The sequence below is a fragment of the Streptomyces sp. NPDC054975 genome, from assembly GCF_053609105.1.
In genome coordinates this window covers 132,318-149,028 of the sequence record NZ_JBSGWV010000006.1, presented here as the reverse complement: position 1 = coordinate 149,028, position 16,711 = coordinate 132,318, and the positions used below count along the sequence as shown (strand labels likewise).

Annotated in this window: 13 protein-coding genes and 1 pseudogene; 12 read left to right on the top strand and 2 right to left on the bottom strand. The window is 71.2% G+C overall.

Annotated features, from left to right (window positions below):
* Window positions 1-8 precede the first annotated feature (8 nt).
* From iolC to ACWF79_RS10030, 10 genes and pseudogenes are all read left to right on the top strand, one after another.
* Window positions 9-1,001: a 5-dehydro-2-deoxygluconokinase gene (gene iolC / locus ACWF79_RS10075; protein ID WP_453727640.1), complete on the top strand. Its 993-nt coding sequence runs from the start codon at window positions 9-11 to the stop codon at window positions 999-1,001.
* Between the two features lie 302 nt (window positions 1,002-1,303).
* On the top strand, window positions 1,304-2,245 hold the full coding sequence (locus ACWF79_RS10070) for a Cgl0159 family (beta/alpha)8-fold protein (RefSeq protein ID WP_453727639.1): 942 nt from the start codon (window positions 1,304-1,306) through the stop codon (window positions 2,243-2,245).
* Complete coding sequence (iolB, locus tag ACWF79_RS10065) at window positions 2,242-3,048, top strand: 5-deoxy-glucuronate isomerase (RefSeq protein ID WP_453727582.1); 807 nt, start codon at window positions 2,242-2,244, stop codon at window positions 3,046-3,048. The genes ACWF79_RS10070 and iolB overlap by 4 nt, the downstream gene beginning before the upstream one ends.
* 7 nt (window positions 3,049-3,055) lie before the next feature.
* Entirely contained in the window at window positions 3,056-4,924 is a 1,869-nt protein-coding gene (iolD, locus tag ACWF79_RS10060) for a 3D-(3,5/4)-trihydroxycyclohexane-1,2-dione acylhydrolase (decyclizing) (protein ID WP_453727581.1), read from the top strand.
* Between the two features lie 11 nt (window positions 4,925-4,935).
* The gene (gene mmsA / locus ACWF79_RS10055; RefSeq protein ID WP_453727580.1) at window positions 4,936-6,438 is read left to right on the top strand and encodes a CoA-acylating methylmalonate-semialdehyde dehydrogenase; all 1,503 of its coding nucleotides are present in this window, start codon (window positions 4,936-4,938) and stop codon (window positions 6,436-6,438) included.
* A gap of 350 nt (window positions 6,439-6,788) precedes the next feature.
* On the top strand, window positions 6,789-7,790 hold the full coding sequence (locus tag ACWF79_RS10050; RefSeq protein ID WP_453727579.1) for an isopenicillin N synthase family dioxygenase: 1,002 nt from the start codon (window positions 6,789-6,791) through the stop codon (window positions 7,788-7,790).
* A gap of 29 nt (window positions 7,791-7,819) precedes the next feature.
* A pseudogene (locus ACWF79_RS10045) lies at window positions 7,820-8,560 on the top strand (SDR family NAD(P)-dependent oxidoreductase).
* A 17-nt stretch (window positions 8,561-8,577) separates the two neighbouring features.
* Window positions 8,578-9,576 (top strand): TauD/TfdA family dioxygenase, encoded by a 999-nt coding sequence (locus ACWF79_RS10040; protein ID WP_453727578.1) that lies wholly within the window; start codon window positions 8,578-8,580, stop codon window positions 9,574-9,576.
* Window positions 9,560-10,495 carry a DMT family transporter gene (locus ACWF79_RS10035; protein WP_453727577.1) on the top strand — a complete coding sequence of 312 codons (936 nt, stop codon included), beginning with the start codon at window positions 9,560-9,562 and terminating at the stop codon, window positions 10,493-10,495. Before ACWF79_RS10040 ends, ACWF79_RS10035 begins: the two co-directional genes overlap by 17 nt.
* Window positions 10,496-10,547: 52 nt before the next feature.
* Complete coding sequence (locus ACWF79_RS10030; RefSeq protein ID WP_453727576.1) at window positions 10,548-11,147, top strand: DUF4291 domain-containing protein; 600 nt, start codon at window positions 10,548-10,550, stop codon at window positions 11,145-11,147.
* Here ACWF79_RS10030 and ACWF79_RS10025 read toward each other — a convergent pair.
* Together ACWF79_RS10025 and ACWF79_RS10020 are read right to left on the bottom strand one after the other, a co-directional pair.
* Window positions 11,144-12,325, bottom strand: coding sequence for a S8 family peptidase (locus tag ACWF79_RS10025; protein ID WP_453727575.1), 1,182 nt, complete (start codon window positions 12,323-12,325; stop codon window positions 11,144-11,146). The genes ACWF79_RS10030 and ACWF79_RS10025 overlap by 4 nt on opposite strands.
* Window positions 12,326-12,437: 112 nt before the next feature.
* Window positions 12,438-12,863: a GNAT family N-acetyltransferase gene (locus ACWF79_RS10020; RefSeq protein WP_453727574.1), complete on the bottom strand. Its 426-nt coding sequence runs from the start codon at window positions 12,861-12,863 to the stop codon at window positions 12,438-12,440.
* Window positions 12,864-12,996: 133 nt separating this feature from the next.
* On the opposite strand from ACWF79_RS10020, the gene ACWF79_RS10015 reads away from it, so the two are divergent.
* Both ACWF79_RS10015 and ACWF79_RS10010 read left to right on the top strand, forming a co-directional pair.
* Entirely contained in the window at window positions 12,997-15,642 is a 2,646-nt protein-coding gene (locus ACWF79_RS10015; protein ID WP_453727573.1) for an alpha/beta fold hydrolase, read from the top strand.
* Complete coding sequence (locus ACWF79_RS10010; protein WP_453727572.1) at window positions 15,639-16,520, top strand: ABC transporter permease; 882 nt, start codon at window positions 15,639-15,641, stop codon at window positions 16,518-16,520. The genes ACWF79_RS10015 and ACWF79_RS10010 overlap by 4 nt, the downstream gene beginning before the upstream one ends.
* Window positions 16,521-16,711 lie beyond the last annotated feature (191 nt).

Genomic DNA, 16,711 nt, shown 5'->3' with positions numbered 1-16,711 from the left:
TGATCACGATGGGGCGACTCGGGGTGGACCTCTACCCACTCCAGGTCGGCGTTCCGCTCGCCCGCGTCGAGACCTTCGGGAAGTTCCTGGGCGGCTCGCCCGCGAACGTCGCCGTCGCGGCGGCCCGGCTCGGCCGGCGGACGGCCCTGGTGAGCCGGACCGGGGCGGACCCGTTCGGGGAGTATCTGCACGAGGAGCTCCGCGGGTTCGGGGTCGACGACCGGTGGGTGACGCCTGTGACGGCGTACCCGACACCGGTCACGTTCTGCGAGATCTTCCCGCCCGACGACTTCCCGATCCACTTCTACCGGCAGCCCCGGGCGCCCGACCTGGAGATCCGCCCGCAGGAGCTGGACCTCGGGGCGATCCGGGCGGCGCGGGCGTTCTGGGTGACCGGGACGGGGCTGAGCGTCGAGCCGAGCAGGGCGGCGACGCTGGGCGCGCTGCGGGAACGGGGCGGTGCGGAGCTGACCGTCCTCGACCTGGACTGGCGGCCCGCTCTCTGGCCCGACCCGGCCGAGGCGGGACCGCTCTACCGCGAGGCCCTGGGCACGGCCACCGTCGCCGTCGGGAACCTGGAGGAGTGCGAGGTCGCGACGGGGGAGCGCGAGCCGTACGCGGCGGCCCGCGCACTGCTCGCGGCCGGGGTGCGGCTCGCGGTCGTCAAGCAGGGCCCCAAGGGCGTCCTCGCCCTGACCGCCGACGGGCTGAGCGCCGAGGTAGCGCCCCTGCCGGTCGAGGTGGTCAACGGCCTCGGCGCGGGCGACGCGTTCGGCGGGGCGCTGTGCGACGGGCTGCTCGCCGGCTGGGACCTGGACCGCACCCTGCGCCGGGCCAACGCGGCGGGCGCCATCGTGGCCGGCCGCCTCGCCTGCTCCCCGGCGATGCCCTACGCCGACGAGATCGACCGGGCCCTCGCGACGGGTTCGGGCACGAGCGCCCCCACGGGCACGGGCACCGCCTCACCCGGCCCCGGCACGCTCCCGGAGCGCACCCCATGACCCACCACCCTGCCGACTCCTGGCGTACCCGAGCGGCCCACCGCCGCGCGAGCGGCCCGAAGCCGGCGCCCGCGCCCGCGCGTGCGGAACCACCACCGCCCGCGGGCAGGGAGGCAGCCGCCACGGACGCCCCTCGCGGAGCCGCCGGATCCGGGAGCACCCTCGCCGGAATCGGGGCGAACCCCGGAGCCCCCGTCACCTCGGACGCCCCCGAGGCGCCCACCGCCCCCCAACCGCCCACCACCCCCGACCCCCTCCGTCGTGTCGCCCACCCCGCGCCGCCGAGGCGGTTCGCGTCGGCCGTGCCCGTCGGCCCGGCCCTCGAACCCGTCGACGTCGAGTGGCTCGTCGACGTGCGGGCGCGGCGGCCCGAGGCCGTGGTCGAGGCGGCCGGGCGGCGGCGGAGGCGGCGGGTGTTCCAGGAGCGGGACCGGCTGCTGATCGTCGCCGCCGACCACCCCGCCCGAGGCGCCCTCGGCGTCGGAGCCCGGCCGTACGCGATGGCCGACCGCGCCGACCTCCTCGGGCGGCTCCGGCTCGCGCTCTCCCGGCCCGGCGTGGACGGCGTCCTCGCCTCCGCCGACATCCTCGACGACCTTCTCCTGCTCGGCGCCCTCGACGACCGCCTCGCCGTCGGCTCCATGAACCGCGGCGGTCTCGCCGGCGCCTCCTTCGAGCTGGACGACCGCTTCACCGGTCACCGCCCCCAGGACCTCGCCCGGCTCGGCCTCGACGCCGGGAAACTCCTGCTGCGGATCGACCCCGACGACCCCGGTTCGCTCGCCACCCTCCACGCCGCCGCCCGGGCCGTGGACGAGATGGCCGACGCGCGGCTGCCCGTCTTCATCGAGCCCTTCCTCTGCCACCGCGACCACGACGGCAGGCTCCGCAACGACCTCTCCGCCGAGGCCGTCATCACCTCCCTCGCCGTCGCCTCCGGCCTCGGCGGCACCTCCGCCTACACCTGGCTCAAGGTCCCGGTCACCGACCGACCCGAGGACATGGGCCGTGTCCTGGCCGCCACCACCCTGCCCACCGTCCTCCTCGGCGGAGACCCCGGACCGGGGCCGGACGCGCAGGACGTCACGTACGAGAAATGGCGCCGCGCGCTGCGGCTGCCCACCGTCCGGGGCCTCGTCGTCGGCCGCGCGCTGCTCTATCCCGAGGACGGCGATGTGGCCAAAGCCGTCGATACCGCTGCGCGCCTCCTCCGGGAGACGGTAGGAAGGAGTAAGCACGCGTGAACGATCTCCATCTGCCCGCCGGGAGCGCCTCCCACGGGCCGTACACGCTCCACGTCGACCCCGACCGGGCAGGCTGGGGGCACTCCGCACTGCGCGTCCTCGCACTCGGTCCGGGAGCCACCCACCTCCTGGACACCGGGGACAGCGAGTGGATCGTGCTTCCGCTCACCGGCGGCTGTACGGTGCACATCGACGGCCAGACGCTTCAACTCCTGGGCCGCGAGAGCGTGTTCGGCGGAGTGACCGACTTCGCCTACGTGCCCCGCGACGCACGGGTCCAGATCGCCTCCGGTGCGGGAGGCCGCTTCGCTTTGGCAGGAGCGAAGTGCGAGCGACGACTCCCCGCCCGCTACGGCCCCGCGCCGGAGGTACCCGTCGAGGCCCGCGGCAGCGGCAACCAGGCCCGGCAGGTGCGGAACTTCGCCGCCGCGGGTGTCTTCGAGGCGGACCGCCTGATCGCCGTCGAGGTGATCACCCCCGGCGGGAACTGGTCCTCCTACCCGCCGCACAAGCACGACGAGCACCGCCCCGGCGTCGAGTCCGAGCTGGAGGAGATCTACTACTACGAGATCGCCGGCGACGGAGTCGGCTACCAGCGGATCTCCCCCTCCCGGCCCGGCGGCGCCGACCTCCTCGCCGAGGTCCGCACCGGCGACGCCGTCCTCGTGCCCGACGGCTGGCACGGGCCCTCGATCGCGCAGCCGGCGCACGACATGTACTACCTGAACGTGATGGCCGGCCCCGGACCCGACCGGGAGTGGAAGATCTGCTTCCACCCGGACCACACGGAGGGATACAGGTGAGGTCAAGGTGATCACTCTGACCGTCGCGCAGGCGCTGGTACGGTTCCTCGCCGCGCAGTACACCGAACGCGACGGCGTCCGGCGCCGGTTGACCGCCGCGACCTGGGGGATCTTCGGCCACGGGAACGTCGCCGGGATCGGCCAGGCCCTCGTCGAGTACGCCGACGACATGCCGTACCACCAGGGCCGTAACGAACAGGCCATGGTGCACGCCGCCGTCGGCTACGCGCGCCAGTCCAACCGGCTCTCCGCACACGCCGTGACGACCTCGATCGGTCCCGGCGCCACCAACCTCGTCACCGGCGCCGCGCTCGCCACGATCAACCGCCTCCCGGTCCTGCTCCTGCCCGGCGACACCTTCGCCACCCGCCCCGCCGACCCCGTCCTCCAGCAGCTCGAAGTCCCGTACGCCGGTGACGTGTCGGTCAACGACTGCCTGCGGCCGGTCTCCGCGTACTTCGACCGGATCACCCGCCCGGAGGCGCTGATCCCGGCCGCGCTCGCCGCCGCGCGCGTCCTCACCGACCCGGCGCAGACCGGGGCCGTCACGCTCGCGCTGCCGCAGGACGTCCAGGCGGAGGCGTACGACTGGCCGGAGGAGTTCTTCGCCGAGCGGATCTGGCGGGTGCGCCGACCGTCACCGGACGAGGACGAACTCGACGCGGCGGTCACGGCGATCGAACGGGCGGCCCGCCCGCTGATCGTCGCGGGCGGCGGGGTCAAGTACGGCGGAGCCGAGGAGTCACTCGCCGACTTCGCCGCACGGACCGGCATCCCGGTCGCCTCCACCCAGGCGGGCAAGGGCTCGCTCCGTCACGACCACCCGCAGGACGTCGGCGGCCTCGGCCACACCGGCACCGCCGTCGCCGACCACCTGGCCCGCACGGCCGACGTGGTGATCGGGGTCGGCACCCGCTGGAGCGACTTCAGCACCGCCTCCGGGACCCTCTTCGGCCACCCGGACGTGCGCTTCGTCAACCTCAACGTCGCCGCCTTCGACAGCCACAAGCTGGCCGCGCTGCCGCTCGTCGCCGACGCCCGCGAGGGCCTGGAACAGCTCCACTCCCTGCTGGAGCAGCACCACGTCGCCGACCACTACGTGCGCGAGTACGCGGAGGAGAAGCTCCGCTGGGAGGCCCGCGTCACCGCCGCCTACGCCGCACCGGACGAAGGCGCCCGCCCCACCCAGGCCCAGGTCCTCGGCGCACTCGACACTGTGGTCGACGCCGGCGACATCCTGATCAACGCGGCCGGCTCGCTCCCGGGCGACCTCCACAAGCTCTGGCGGGCCCGGTCCTCGGACCAGTACCACGTCGAGTACGGGTACTCCTGCATGGGCTACGAGATCCCGGCGGCGATCGGCGTGGCGCTCGCCGCGCCCGAGCGACCGGTCTGGGCGCTGGTGGGCGACGGCACGTATCTGATGAATCCCACCGAAATCGTCACCGCCGTGCAGCAGGCGCTGCCCATCAAGGTGGTGATCCTGCAGAACCACGGGTACGCCTCCATCGGAGGGCTCTCCGAGTCCGTCGGCGGCGAGGGGTTCGGCACCGCGTACCGCTTCCGGGCCCGGGACGGCGGCTTCACCGGCGCGCCGCTCCCGGTCGACCTGGCGGCCAACGCGGCCTCCCTCGGGATGCGGGTCCTGACCCCTCGTACCGTACGTGACCTGCGAGAAGCCCTCGCCGACGCGCGGGTGTCGACGGTTCCCACATGTGTCTATGTGGAGACCGAAACGCCCGACACTGTGTCGGGCGCGCCCCCTGCCCAGGCATGGTGGGATGTGCCCGTGGCCGAGACCTCGACCCGCCCGTCGGCGGTCAAGGCCCGGGAGGAGTACGACCGGCACGTCACCGCCCGACGCCGCCATCTCTGAAGGAGCACGTAATGACGAAGACCGTCCACCACTGGATCGGTGGCAAGACCGTCGAGGGCACGTCGGGCAACTGGGGCCCGGTCACCGACCCGGCCACCGGCGCCGTGACCACGCAGGTGGCGCTGGCCTCGGTCGAGGAGGTCGACGCGGCGGTGGCCGCCGCGAAGGCCGCGTTCGAGACCTGGGGCACGGCGTCCCTCGCGCAGCGCACGACGATCCTTTTCAAGTTCCGCGCGCTGCTCGACGCCAACCGGGACGCGATCGCCGAGCTGATCACCGCCGAGCACGGCAAGGTGCACTCGGACGCGCTGGGCGAGGTCGCCCGCGGTCTGGAGATCGTGGACCTGGCGTGCGGGATCACCACGCAGCTCAAGGGCGAGCTGTCGACGCAGGTCTCGAACCGGGTCGACGTCGCCGCGATCCGTCAGCCGGTGGGCGTCGTCGCCGGCATCACGCCGTTCAACTTCCCGGCCATGGTGCCGATGTGGATGTTCCCGATCGCCATCGCGTGCGGCAACACCTTCATCCTCAAGCCGAGCGAGAAGGACCCCTCGCCGTCGCTGAAGATCGCGGAACTGCTCGCCGAGGCGGGCCTTCCGGACGGCGTCTTCAATGTCCTCCACGGCGACAAGGTGGCCGTGGACCGGCTCCTGGAGCACCCGGACGTCTCGGCGATCTCCTTCGTCGGCTCGACCCCGATCGCGCGTCACATCCACGCGACGGCCTCGGCGGCCGGCAAGCGCGTCCAGGCGCTGGGCGGCGCGAAGAACCACATGCTGGTCCTGCCGGACGCGGACCTGGACGCGGCGGCCGACGCGGCCGTCTCGGCGGCGTACGGCTCGGCCGGTGAGCGCTGCATGGCGATCTCGGCGGTCGTCGCGGTCGGCGCGATCGGCGACGAGCTGGTGGAGAAGATCCGCGAGCGCGCCGAGAAGATCAAGATCGGTCCCGGCAACGACCCGACCTCCGAGATGGGCCCGCTCATCACGGCCGTCCACCGCGACAAGGTCGCCTCGTACGTGAAGGGCGCGGCCGACGAGGGCTGCGAGGTCGTCCTCGACGGCACCGGCTACACGGTGGACGGCTTCGAGGACGGCCACTGGATCGGCCTGTCCCTGCTGGACAAGGTCCCGACCACGGCGAAGGCGTACCAGGACGAGATCTTCGGCCCGGTGCTGTGCGTGCTGCGCGCGGAGACGTACGAGGAGGGGGTGGCGCTCATCAACGCCTCGCCGTTCGGCAACGGCACCGCGATCTTCACCCGTGACGGCGGCGCGGCCCGCCGCTTCCAGATGGAGATCCAGGCGGGCATGGTTGGCGTGAACGTGCCGATCCCGGTGCCGGTGGGCTACCACTCCTTCGGTGGCTGGAAGGACTCGCTCTTCGGCGACCACCACATCTACGGAAACGACGGCGTCCACTTCTACACCCGCGGCAAGGTCGTCACCACCCGCTGGCCCGACCCCTCGGAGGCCCCCTCGGGCGTGGACCTGGGCTTCCCGCGCAACCACTGACCCCCTCCCGTCGCTCTCCCGACCCCCGCCGGCTCTGTCCGGCGGGGGTTTCCTGCTGTGTGGCGGCATCCGAACGGGCCCCGCGCGCGGCCCGCGCGGGCATGGACATGATCGCGCCACGCGGTTCGGATATCGGACATCGCTCTCCGCGTTTTTGGCCATTCTCGTTGACGCGCCTTCGGGATCGTGGCAAGAATGTCGCCGCATCAAAACGGTCTCGGCACCGACCTGAAAGATCGACGACCGTGCACGTATGAACGACCGTTCAGAGATCGACCACCGCACACTGAATCAGCACGGATGCTTCCGGAACCGCCTGCACCGGTCCGGAAGCAAGGGGGATTCCACGCATGGCGATTCACTCATTTCCGGTCCTCGGCTACAACGACATCCTTTCCGGAGCCATAGGGCCCGACCAGGTCCTGGAAACGCTGGCAGCGAACAGCTACTTCTATCTGACCGATCTCGACCAGGCCATATCGCCGCAGCTGTTCAAGGACCTTCAGCACGTCTCGCGCGATTTCTTCGACCTTCCGACGGAATCGAAGATGCGGCACTACATCGGCGACTCGGACAACCACCGCGGCTACGTCCCCGTCACCGAGAAGGGCGCGTACAGCGACGAGAGCATCCGGGCGTACGAGGCCTTCGACATCGGCTACGACTGCGACCCGCTGCCGCCGGACCGCAGCCTCGGCTTCGAGCTCGTGGGGCCCAACCGGTACCCCGACGACGTCGACGGCATGGCCAAGACGCTCCAGTCGTACTACGAGGCCAACTTCCGCATCTCCCGTCACATCCTGGAGCTGGTGGCGCGCGCCGCCCAGCAGGACACGGAGTACTTCGAGCCCTGGATCACGCGCCCGGCCTCGCAGCTGCGGCTGATCCACTACCTGGCCAACGACGTCCTCGTCCAGCGCGACGACACCACCATGGGCGCGCACACCGACTACGAGCTGTTCACGCTCATCCACCAGACCTCGCCCGGACTCCTGGCCTACGATCGCGCCACCGGCTCGTGGCGCGACATGCCGGTCTTCAAGAACACCCTGCTCGTGCTGGTCGGCGACATGCTGGAATTCCTGACCGGGGGACGCCTGAAATCCCTTCTGCACCGAGTCGCCACGACCGGCGAGGAACGCTACAGCTTCCCGTTCTTCATGAATCTCGACTTCGAGACCGAACTGAGCGTCCTGCCGGCCTTCGGAAAGAGCGACGAACGGATCGTCGTCGGTCATCATCTGCTCGGCCAGCTCTACCGAGACTTTCCGTACATCAAGAAGCGTGTCGATTCCGGACAGTGGCCGGTGGACTTCGAGATCCCGGACCGCAACGTCTTCGAGCAGCTCTGACCGGCTTCGACACCCAGGAGAACTCCTTCATGCAAGGACTGCGTGGAAAGAACGTCCTCGTCACCGGCGGAGCCAGCGGAATCGGCCAGGCCGCGGTGCAACGATTCGTCGAAGAAGGCGCGCACGTCGCAATCTTCGACCGCAATGAGTAGGCGATCGAAAAGACCCGGGCGGTCATCCCCGGGATCGAGACGGCGATCGCCGTGGACGTCTCCGACGACGTCGCGGTGGCGGAAGCCTTCCGGGAACTGGACAGCACCCTTCCCCGGCTCGACGTACTGATCAACAACGCCGGCATCAGCGTCCGGCACGAGAGTTTCCGCACCATCACGCCCGCCCAGTGGCGCGAGGTGATCGGCACCAACCTCAACGGCGTCTTCTACGTCGCGAGCGAGGCCGTGCGGCGGATGACCGAAGGCGTGATCGTGAACATGTCCTCGATCAACGCGCTCGCCTCCTTCCCGCACTACGCGGACTACAACGCCTCCAAGGCGGGGATCCTGGCGCTCTCCCGCACGATGGCCGACGAACTCGCGCCGCACATCCGCGTCCTCGCGCTCTGCCCGGGCGCGGTGCTGACGCCGATGCAGGAGGCGGAGTACACCGAGGAGATGTTCCGCGAGGTCAACGCGAACATCCCCCTGGGCCGGCACGCCGACCCCTCGGAGATCGCGGCCTTCCTGGCGTTCCTGGCGTCCGACGACGCGCGTTTCATGACCGGCCAGCACTACATCGTCGACGGCGGCGAGACTGCGAGGGCAGCCCTGTGACACGTACCGACACCCCCATGACGACCGTCGACATCTCCTCGTGGTCGGACGTGGTCCGGCGCTACGCGGAGCTGAGCAACCCGTACCGCGAGTTCGAGCGCACGGCGACGTTCGCCGAGAAGGCGATCACCGAACTCGACCACGAGGACATCCGCACCCTGCTCGACTTCAAGCGGAACGGCGCTCCCGGCGGCCGACTGCTCATACGCAACGCCCCGGTCGACCCCGATCTCATCCCCACCACGGAGTCCACGTCGGAGATCGAGGACGGCAAGGGCACCTACTACAGCGAGTTCACGCTGATCATGCTCGGCAAGCTCCTGGGCGAGCCGTTCAGCTACAGCCAGGAACGCAACGGCGCGATGATCCACAACGTGCGCCCGGCGAAGCACAACGAGGCGAACATATCCTCGGACAGTTCGGCCGTCGTCCTCGATCTGCACAACGAGAACATCTACCACCCGCTGCAGCCCGACTACCTGATGCTCAGCGGGCTACGGAGAGACCCGGCCGGCGTCGCCAAGACGCTCGTGATCGGGGTGGACGAGATCCTGCCGCTGCTCGAGCCGGAGGACATCGCCACGCTCGGCGAGTTCCAGTTCCGCACGAGCGTGGACTACAACTTCGGCAACAGCGACGCCGAGCGGGGCAACGGCCCGCTGATCCGCGTGCTGTTCGGCAACTCCGAGTCGCCCATGATGGCGTACGACGACGAGTACATCGCCGGCACCAATCCCGAGGCCCAGGCCGCGCTCGACCGACTCCGCGCGATCCTGCACGAGCAGATGTACGAGGTGGATCTCGGTCCCGGAGAGATCCTGCTGCTCGACAACCTCAAGACCGTGCACGGCAGGACCGCCTTCAAGGCCCGCTACGACGGGACCGACCGCTGGCTGCAGCGGCTGCTGGTGACGCGCGACCTGCGTCGGGCGGAAATGCTGCTCGGGGAGACGCACCGAACGGTGTCTTGGAACTACAAGCCGGGGATGTTCTATGGGTATGTCGACTACCGCTGAACGCGGGCCGGACATCGAGAAGAAGACCGATCGGGTCGCCCTTCTGGCGATCTTCTCGATCCCGCTCATCTGGGGTATCGGCTTCCCCCTGACGCACAACGCCGTGGCCGTGGTCGACCCCGGTCTGTACGCGTTCGCACGCTCGCTGGTGGCCACGGTGGCGATCCTGCCGTTCGCCCTTCCGGTCGCCCTGCGGGCCAACCGCACGGCGGTCCTCGGCGGCCTGGTGATCGGTCTGTTCAGCGCGCTCAACATCATCAGCCAGAGCTACGCGCTGCACTACCTCTCCTCGGCGAGCACCGCGTTCTGCGTGACGATGAGCATCGCGTTCATCCCCTTCGTCATGCCGCTGCTCGGACAGGGGCGGCCGTCGAAGATGGATCTCGCCTCCGTCGCCGTCGGTATCGTCGGCGCGCTGATCGTCCTCGGCCCGGATCTCGACGACCTGTCCGTCGGCTATCTGTGGGGCGGGGCCGCCGCCTTCGCCATCGCCATGACCATCTGCCTGATCGGGAAGCTGACCTCGGGTCCGGGAGAGGTCGACCGACTGGCGCTGGGCTTCTACCAGATCCTCTTCGGGACCGTCGCGCTGCTCTACTTCCCCTTCCAGCGCGACCTGGAGCCCCTGACCCACACCAATGTGTGGATCGCGATCGTCTTCATGGGCGTCATGTCGACCGCCCTGGCGATCTATCTCCAGACCCGCTTCCAGCGGCGCGTCGGCAATGCGCGCACCTCCGTGATCTTCAATCTCGACCTGGTGTTCGCGAGCCTGTTCGGCCTCGTCAACCGCGAGGGCCTGAGCCTGTCACAGATCGTCGGCGGCGCGGTCATCTTCCTCGCCTCGATGCTCGAAAGCACCCGGGACATGCTGCGCAAGATGTTCCAGAAGCCACGCGACGAGAAACGGCCCGGCTGAGCCGGCGAAATTCGATGGCCCCCGGGGCGCGCGCTCGCGCACCCTGGGGGCCATGTCTGTTGTTCCGCCGAAGTACCAGATCCGTGCCCTGTACACCGAGACGACCGTGACCGTCTACCAGGCCTACGACCCCGCCATCGGCCTCCCGGCTGTCCGTGAGGGGCGGTTTCCGTCCGCCTGGAAGCGGGAGCGGATGACGTGGGTCAAGCCGTCGTTTCTTTGGATGATGTACCGGTGCGGGTGGGGGCTGAAGGAGGGGCAGCAGACCGTGCTCGCCGTGGAGATCCGGCGCGAGGGGTTCGAGTGGGCCCTGCGGAATGCGTGTCTGTCGCACTACGTGCCCGGGTTCCATGCCGATCAGGCCGGCTGGAAGCGGGAGTTGAGGCAGGCGCCCGCGCGTGTGCAGTGGGATCCCGAGCGGGATCTGCGGCTCCAGGCGCTGCCGTACCGGTCCCTGCAGCTCGGGCTCGCGGGGGAGGCGGCGCGGTTGTATGCCGACGAGTGGATCGTGGGGATCACGGACGTCACGCCGCTCGCGCACGAGGTGCATGGGCTCGTGCGCGAGGGGCTGATCGACCGGGCGATGGAGAGGGTGCCCGAGGAGCGGGTGTATCCGGCCGGGGCCGACGTCCTCGGGCATCTCGTCGGCTAGAAGAGCGAGTGCAGCAGCCGGTTCGGGGAGCCGGTGCGGGCGTCCTGGACCTTGTTCGGGGTGGCGTTGTCGGTCAGGGCCTTGCTGACCTGGGACGGGGTGGCCGTCGGGTTCGCCGCGAGGTAGAGGGCCGCGACGCCCGCCGTGTGCGGGGTCGCCATCGACGTGCCCGAGATCGTGCTCGTCGCCGTGTCGTTGTCCTTCCACGCCGAGGTGACCGAGACGCCCGGCGCGAAGAGGTCCACGCACGTGCCGTAGTTGGAGAACGACGCCCGCTTGTCGGCGGAGTCCGTCGCGCCGACCGTGATCGCCTCGGGGACCCGCGCGGGGGAGTAGTTGCAGGCGTTCGCGGGCCAGCCGAGGATGTTGCCGTTGCCGGCGGCGACCGCGTACGTGACGCCCGAGGCGATCGAGCGCTTCACCGCGTTGTCCAGCGAGGTGTTCACGCCGCCGCCCAGGCTCATGTTGGCGACCGCCGGCTTGACCGCGTTGGCCGTCACCCAGTCGACGCCCGCGATGACCCCGGCCGTCGTACCGGAGCCGGTGCAGTTGAGCACGCGTACCGCCACCAGCTTCGTGCCCTTGGCGACGCCGTACTTCGCGCCGCCGACCGTACCCGCGACGTGCGTGCCGTGACCCTGGCAGTCCTGGCCGTTCTGGCCGTCGCCCACCGTGTCGGTGCCGACCCGCGCCCGGCCGCCGAACTCGCTGTGCGAGGTGCGGATGCCGGTGTCGATGATGTACGAGGTGACGTTCGACGCGGTCGTGCTGTACGTGTAGGTCGTCGACAGCGGCAGGTTGCGCTGGTCCACGCGGTCCAGGCCCCAGGTCGCGCCCGGCTGCGTCTCCGCCATGCGTACCGTCGCGTTCTGCTCGACGTACGCCACGCGCGGGTCGGCCGCCAGTTCGGCCGCCTTCTGCCGGGACATGCTCGTCGAGAAGCCCTGGAGGACCTTGCTGTACTGGTGCTTCGGTGTGACGCCCAGGTCCGACGCGCGCGTCGTGCCGTCCTTGAGGACGACGATCCAGCTGTTCTCGACGGCGAGGGAGGCCGGGGCGAGGCGTAGATCTCCGACGACGGGCGCGCTGGTGGCCGTGGGGGAGGCCACGAACTGCAGGCCGGCGGCGAGCGCGAGGACGGGCACGAGCGCGACGGCTCGGCGGGGTATTCGGGTCATGTGGTGGGGCACCTGAACCTCTCGTTGTCCGGGTGTTACCGGAAGTACGGGCGGGTGGTGCGCCTCAGAGTCTCGTGTCGGCAGGGGGCGTACAAGAGCGTGGGGCCTCCCCTCACCGGTCCTTCACCTCGAACTCCCAGGTCAGCATGGAGAACTCACCCTCGTCCCGCGCCCCCGCCGACCGGTACGTCCGCAGTGCGGCCTCGTTGTCCGTATCCACGCCGACCCACGCGTCGTAACAGCCCCGCGCCCGCGCCTGAGCCACCAGCGCCTCCGTCAGCGCACGCCCCACGCCCCTCCGCCGGTACGCCTCGTCCACCGACAGCTCGTACAGGCACAGCTCCACCCCCTTGTCCGGGTGGAGCATCTCGATCCCCGACACGAACCCCGCCGGGAACCCGTCCTCCGCGTACGCGATCAGCATCAGGTGCCCCGGTGCCGCCAGGAACGCCTCCGCCCACCTGGCCCTCGGCGGACCGTCGTAGAGGTGTTCCGCCGCCAGCAGTTCGGACACCGTCGTCGCCCGCCTGATCTCCATCCACGACCCCTCGCCTCGGCCGGCGCATACCGCGCCTGGTGTACGGGACGGTACGGCGTACGACTCCAGGAGGCCGCCGATTTCCGCCCGCGGGCAGCCGAGACGCACGGACGGCCCGCCTACGCTCGACACCATGCCATTCCGACTTCCCCGGTGGGCCGCGGTCACGGCCGCCCTCGCCGTGCTCGCGGGCGCCGGTACCTGGACCGCCGTCGCCTCCGACGAACCACCGCCCGTGCACCGCGCGGACCAGCTGCTCGACATGCCCGGGGCGCGGATCGACACCTCCTACTTCACCTCCGGCGCCGCCTCCGACCGCAGGCCCGCGGTGCTGCTCGGGCACGGTTTCGGCGGCTCCAAGGACGACGTCCGCGCCCAGGCCGAGCAACTCGCCCGCGACGGCTACGCCGTCCTGACCTGGTCGGCGCGCGGCTTCGGCGCCTCCACCGGGCGGATCGGCCTCAACGATCCCGCCCACGAGGTCAAGGACGTCCAGCGGCTCATCGACTGGCTCGCCCAGCGCTCGGAGGTCCAGCTCGACAAGGCCGGAGACCCGCGCGTCGGCATCACCGGCGCCTCCTACGGCGGGGCGGTCTCGCTCCTCGCCGCCGGGTACGACAGCCGCGTCGACGCCATCGCCCCCCAGATCACGTACTGGAACCTCGCCGACGCCCTCTTCCCCGACGGCGTCTTCAAGAAGCTCTGGGCCGGGATCTTCTTCTCCGCGGGAGCGGACAGCGGCAGGAACGCCGACGGGTGCGGGCGCTTCACCGCCGAGCTGTGCGGGATGTACGAGCGCGTCGCCGTCTCGGGGACCCCCGACGCCGCCGCCCGTACGCTCCTCGAAGCCCGCAGCCCCTCCGCCGTCGGGGACAGGATCAAGGTCCCCACCCTGATCGTCCAGGGCCGGAGCGACTCCCTCTTCCCGCTCACGCACGCCGACGCCATGGCGAAGACGATCGGCGCCAACGGCGCGCCCGTCGCCGTCGACTGGATCTCCGGCGGCCACGACGGCGGCGACCGCGAGACCGACCGGGTCGAGGCCCGGATCGGCGCCTGGTTCGACCGCCATCTGAAGCAGGACAAGGACGCCGACACCGGGCCCGCGTTCCGCGTCACCCGCACCGGCGGCGTCAACTCCTCCGACGGCGAGGCGCAGCTGCGCGGGGCGACCTCCGACCGCTACCCGGGGCTGGCGGGGGGCCCGCTCTCCGTCGCCCTCGACGGCGGCCGTCCGCAGTCCTTCGCCAACCCCGCGGGGGCCAACCCGCCCGCCATCTCCACCGTCCCCGGCATCGGCGGCGGGCTCTCCCAGCTCTCCTCCTTCGGCGTCGGCCTCGCCCTCGACTTCCCCGGCCAGTACGCGCGGTTCGACGCGAAGCCGCAGGCGGAGCCGGTACGGATCACGGGCACGCCGACCGTCCGCGTCAAGGTCACCTCGGACAGCCCGGACGGCTCGGCCGTCCTCTTCGCCAAGGTCTACGACGTCGGGCCGGACGGGCGCCGACAGGTGCTGCCCGCGCAGCTCGTCGCCCCGGTCCGTGTCGAGGACGCCGCCAAGGGCCGCAGTGTCGCGCTGACGCTGCCCGCGATCGACCACGAGATCGAGGCCGGTCACCGGCTCCGGCTCGTGCTCTCGGCCACGGACCTCGGCTACGCCTCGCCGGCCGCCCCGGCCACGTACACCGTCGCCGTCGAGTCCCCGCTGACCGTGCCGACGGCGCCCGCCGTGGCGACCCAGGCGGCCGCGCTGCCCTGGTGGGTGTGGGGCCTGCCGCTCGCGGGCGCGCTGATCGCCGCCGCGCTGCTGCTGACCTCCCGGCGCCGGACCGCGGCCCCCGCCCCGGACCCCGAACTCGCCGTCGTACCCCTGCAGATCACGGGCCTGACGAAGAAGTACGCCAAGTCCTCCGACCGGTATGCCGTACGGGATCTCTCCTTCCGGGTCGAGCAGGGCCAGGTCCTCGGCCTGCTCGGGCCGAACGGCGCCGGAAAGACCACGACCCTGCGCATGCTCATGGGCCTGATCACGCCCGACGACGGGGAGATCCGGGTCTTCGGGCAGGCCGTCCGCCCGGGCGCCCCGGTCCTCTCCCGGGTGGGCGCCTTCGTGGAGGGCGCGGGCTTCCTGCCGCACCTCTCCGGGCGGGACAACCTGGAGCTGTACTGGAAGGCCACCGGCCGCCCCGCCGAGGACGCGTACATCGAGGAGGCCCTGCAGATCGCCGGCCTCGGCGACGCCCTCGCCCGGGCCGTACGGACGTACTCACAGGGCATGCGGCAGCGGCTCGCCATCGCCCAGGCCATGCTCGGACTGCCGGATCTGCTGATCCTGGACGAGCCGACCAACGGCCTCGACCCGCCACAGATCCGCGAGATGCGGGACGTGATGATCCGGTACGCGGCCGAGGGCCGGACCGTCATGGTCTCCAGCCACCTCCTCTCGGAGGTCGAGCAGTCCTGCACCCATCTCGTGGTGATGGACCGCGGGCAGCTCGTCCAGGCCGGGCCGGTCGGCGAGATCACCGGCGCGGGCGACACCCTGCTGGTGACGCTCGGGGAGCCCGTCCCCGACCCGCTCGTGGACAAGATCGGCGCGCTGCCCGGGATCGGCTCGGCGGTACGGACCGAGGGCGGGCTCCTGGTCCGTCTCGACGGCGCCGACCCGACGGCCCTGATCGGCGAACTCGTCCGCCTGGACGTGCCCCTGACCGGTGTGGGACCGCACCGGCGCCTCGAGGACGCGTTCCTGACCCTGATCGGAGGAGGATCCGCATGAGCACGACGACCGCTGAACCGGCGGAGCTCGTGGAGACCGCCCCCGGCTACCGGGCGCGGCGCACCCTGCCGCTGCGCGTCGAGGCCGTGCGGCAGCTGAAGCGGCGCCGCACCCTGGTCATGGGCGCGGTGCTCGCCGCACTGCCGTTCATCCTGATCGTCGCCTTCGCGATCGGCGGCGAGCAGGACGGCGACGGCGGCAACGGCCGGATCACGCTGATGGACACGGCGACGGCGTCGGCGGCGAACTTCGCCGCGACCTGTCTCTTCGTCTCGGCCGGTTTCCTCCTCGTGGTGGCGGTGGCTCTGTTCTGCGGGGACACCGTCGCCTCCGAGGCGAGCTGGTCCTCACTGCGCTACCTCCTCGCGGCACCTGTGCCCCGGGGCCGGCTGCTCTGGTCCAAGCTGGCGGTGGCGCTCGGCTTCAGCGCGGCGGCGATGGTGCTGCTGCCGCTGGTGGCGCTGATCGCGGGCACGTTCGCCTACGGCTGGGGGCCGCTGAAGCTGCCCACCGGCGGCGCCCTGCCCGCCGACGAGACCCTGCCCCGGCTCGCGCTGGCCGTCGCGTTCATCTTCGTCTCCCAACTGGTCACGGCGGGCCTCGCTTTCTGGCTGTCCACGCGCACCGACGCCCCGCTCGGCGCCGTCGGTGGAGCGGTCGGTCTGACGATCATCGGCAACGTCCTGGACGCCGTCACGGCGCTCGGCGACTGGCGCGACTTCGTGCCCGCGCACTGGCAGTACGCCTGGGTGGACGCCCTCCAGCCGCACCTGGAGTGGGGCGGGATGGTGAAGGGCACCGCCATCTCGGTGACCTTCGCGGTGGTCCTCTTCGCGCTCGCCTTCCGGGGCTTCGCCCGCAAGGACATCGTGTCGTAGCCGCGCACGGCGGTTCCGTCCCTGCCGCGCGCGGCGGATCCGTCACAGCCACCCCCTTCGAGGCCCCTTGCCCCCCCCGCCGGAACCGGCCCGGGGGGCCCCGGCGGGGCAACCCACGCCGCCGCCCGGGCGGGTCGGTGGCCCCCGCAAGGCCCGGGCGGGCCCGGGCCGCGCGGGGGGGGTTGAGGGGC

Excerpts from the sequence above, each read along its gene's own strand:
- iolC (WP_453727640.1), top strand. The coding sequence starts at position 9 with ATGGGGCGACTCGGGGTGGACCTCTACCCACTCCAGGTCGGCGTTCCG.
- mmsA (WP_453727580.1), top strand. The coding sequence starts at position 4,936 with ATGACGAAGACCGTCCACCACTGGATCGGTGGCAAGACCGTCGAGGGC.
- ACWF79_RS10050 (WP_453727579.1), top strand. The coding sequence starts at position 6,789 with ATGGCGATTCACTCATTTCCGGTCCTCGGCTACAACGACATCCTTTCC.
- ACWF79_RS10040 (WP_453727578.1), top strand. The coding sequence starts at position 8,578 with ATGACGACCGTCGACATCTCCTCGTGGTCGGACGTGGTCCGGCGCTAC.
- ACWF79_RS10035 (WP_453727577.1), top strand. The coding sequence starts at position 9,560 with ATGTCGACTACCGCTGAACGCGGGCCGGACATCGAGAAGAAGACCGAT.
- ACWF79_RS10030 (WP_453727576.1), top strand. The coding sequence starts at position 10,548 with ATGTCTGTTGTTCCGCCGAAGTACCAGATCCGTGCCCTGTACACCGAG.
- ACWF79_RS10025 (WP_453727575.1), bottom strand. The coding sequence starts at position 12,325 with ATGACCCGAATACCCCGCCGAGCCGTCGCGCTCGTGCCCGTCCTCGCG.
- ACWF79_RS10020 (WP_453727574.1), bottom strand. The coding sequence starts at position 12,863 with ATGGAGATCAGGCGGGCGACGACGGTGTCCGAACTGCTGGCGGCGGAA.
- ACWF79_RS10015 (WP_453727573.1), top strand. The coding sequence starts at position 12,997 with ATGCCATTCCGACTTCCCCGGTGGGCCGCGGTCACGGCCGCCCTCGCC.
- ACWF79_RS10010 (WP_453727572.1), top strand. The coding sequence starts at position 15,639 with ATGAGCACGACGACCGCTGAACCGGCGGAGCTCGTGGAGACCGCCCCC.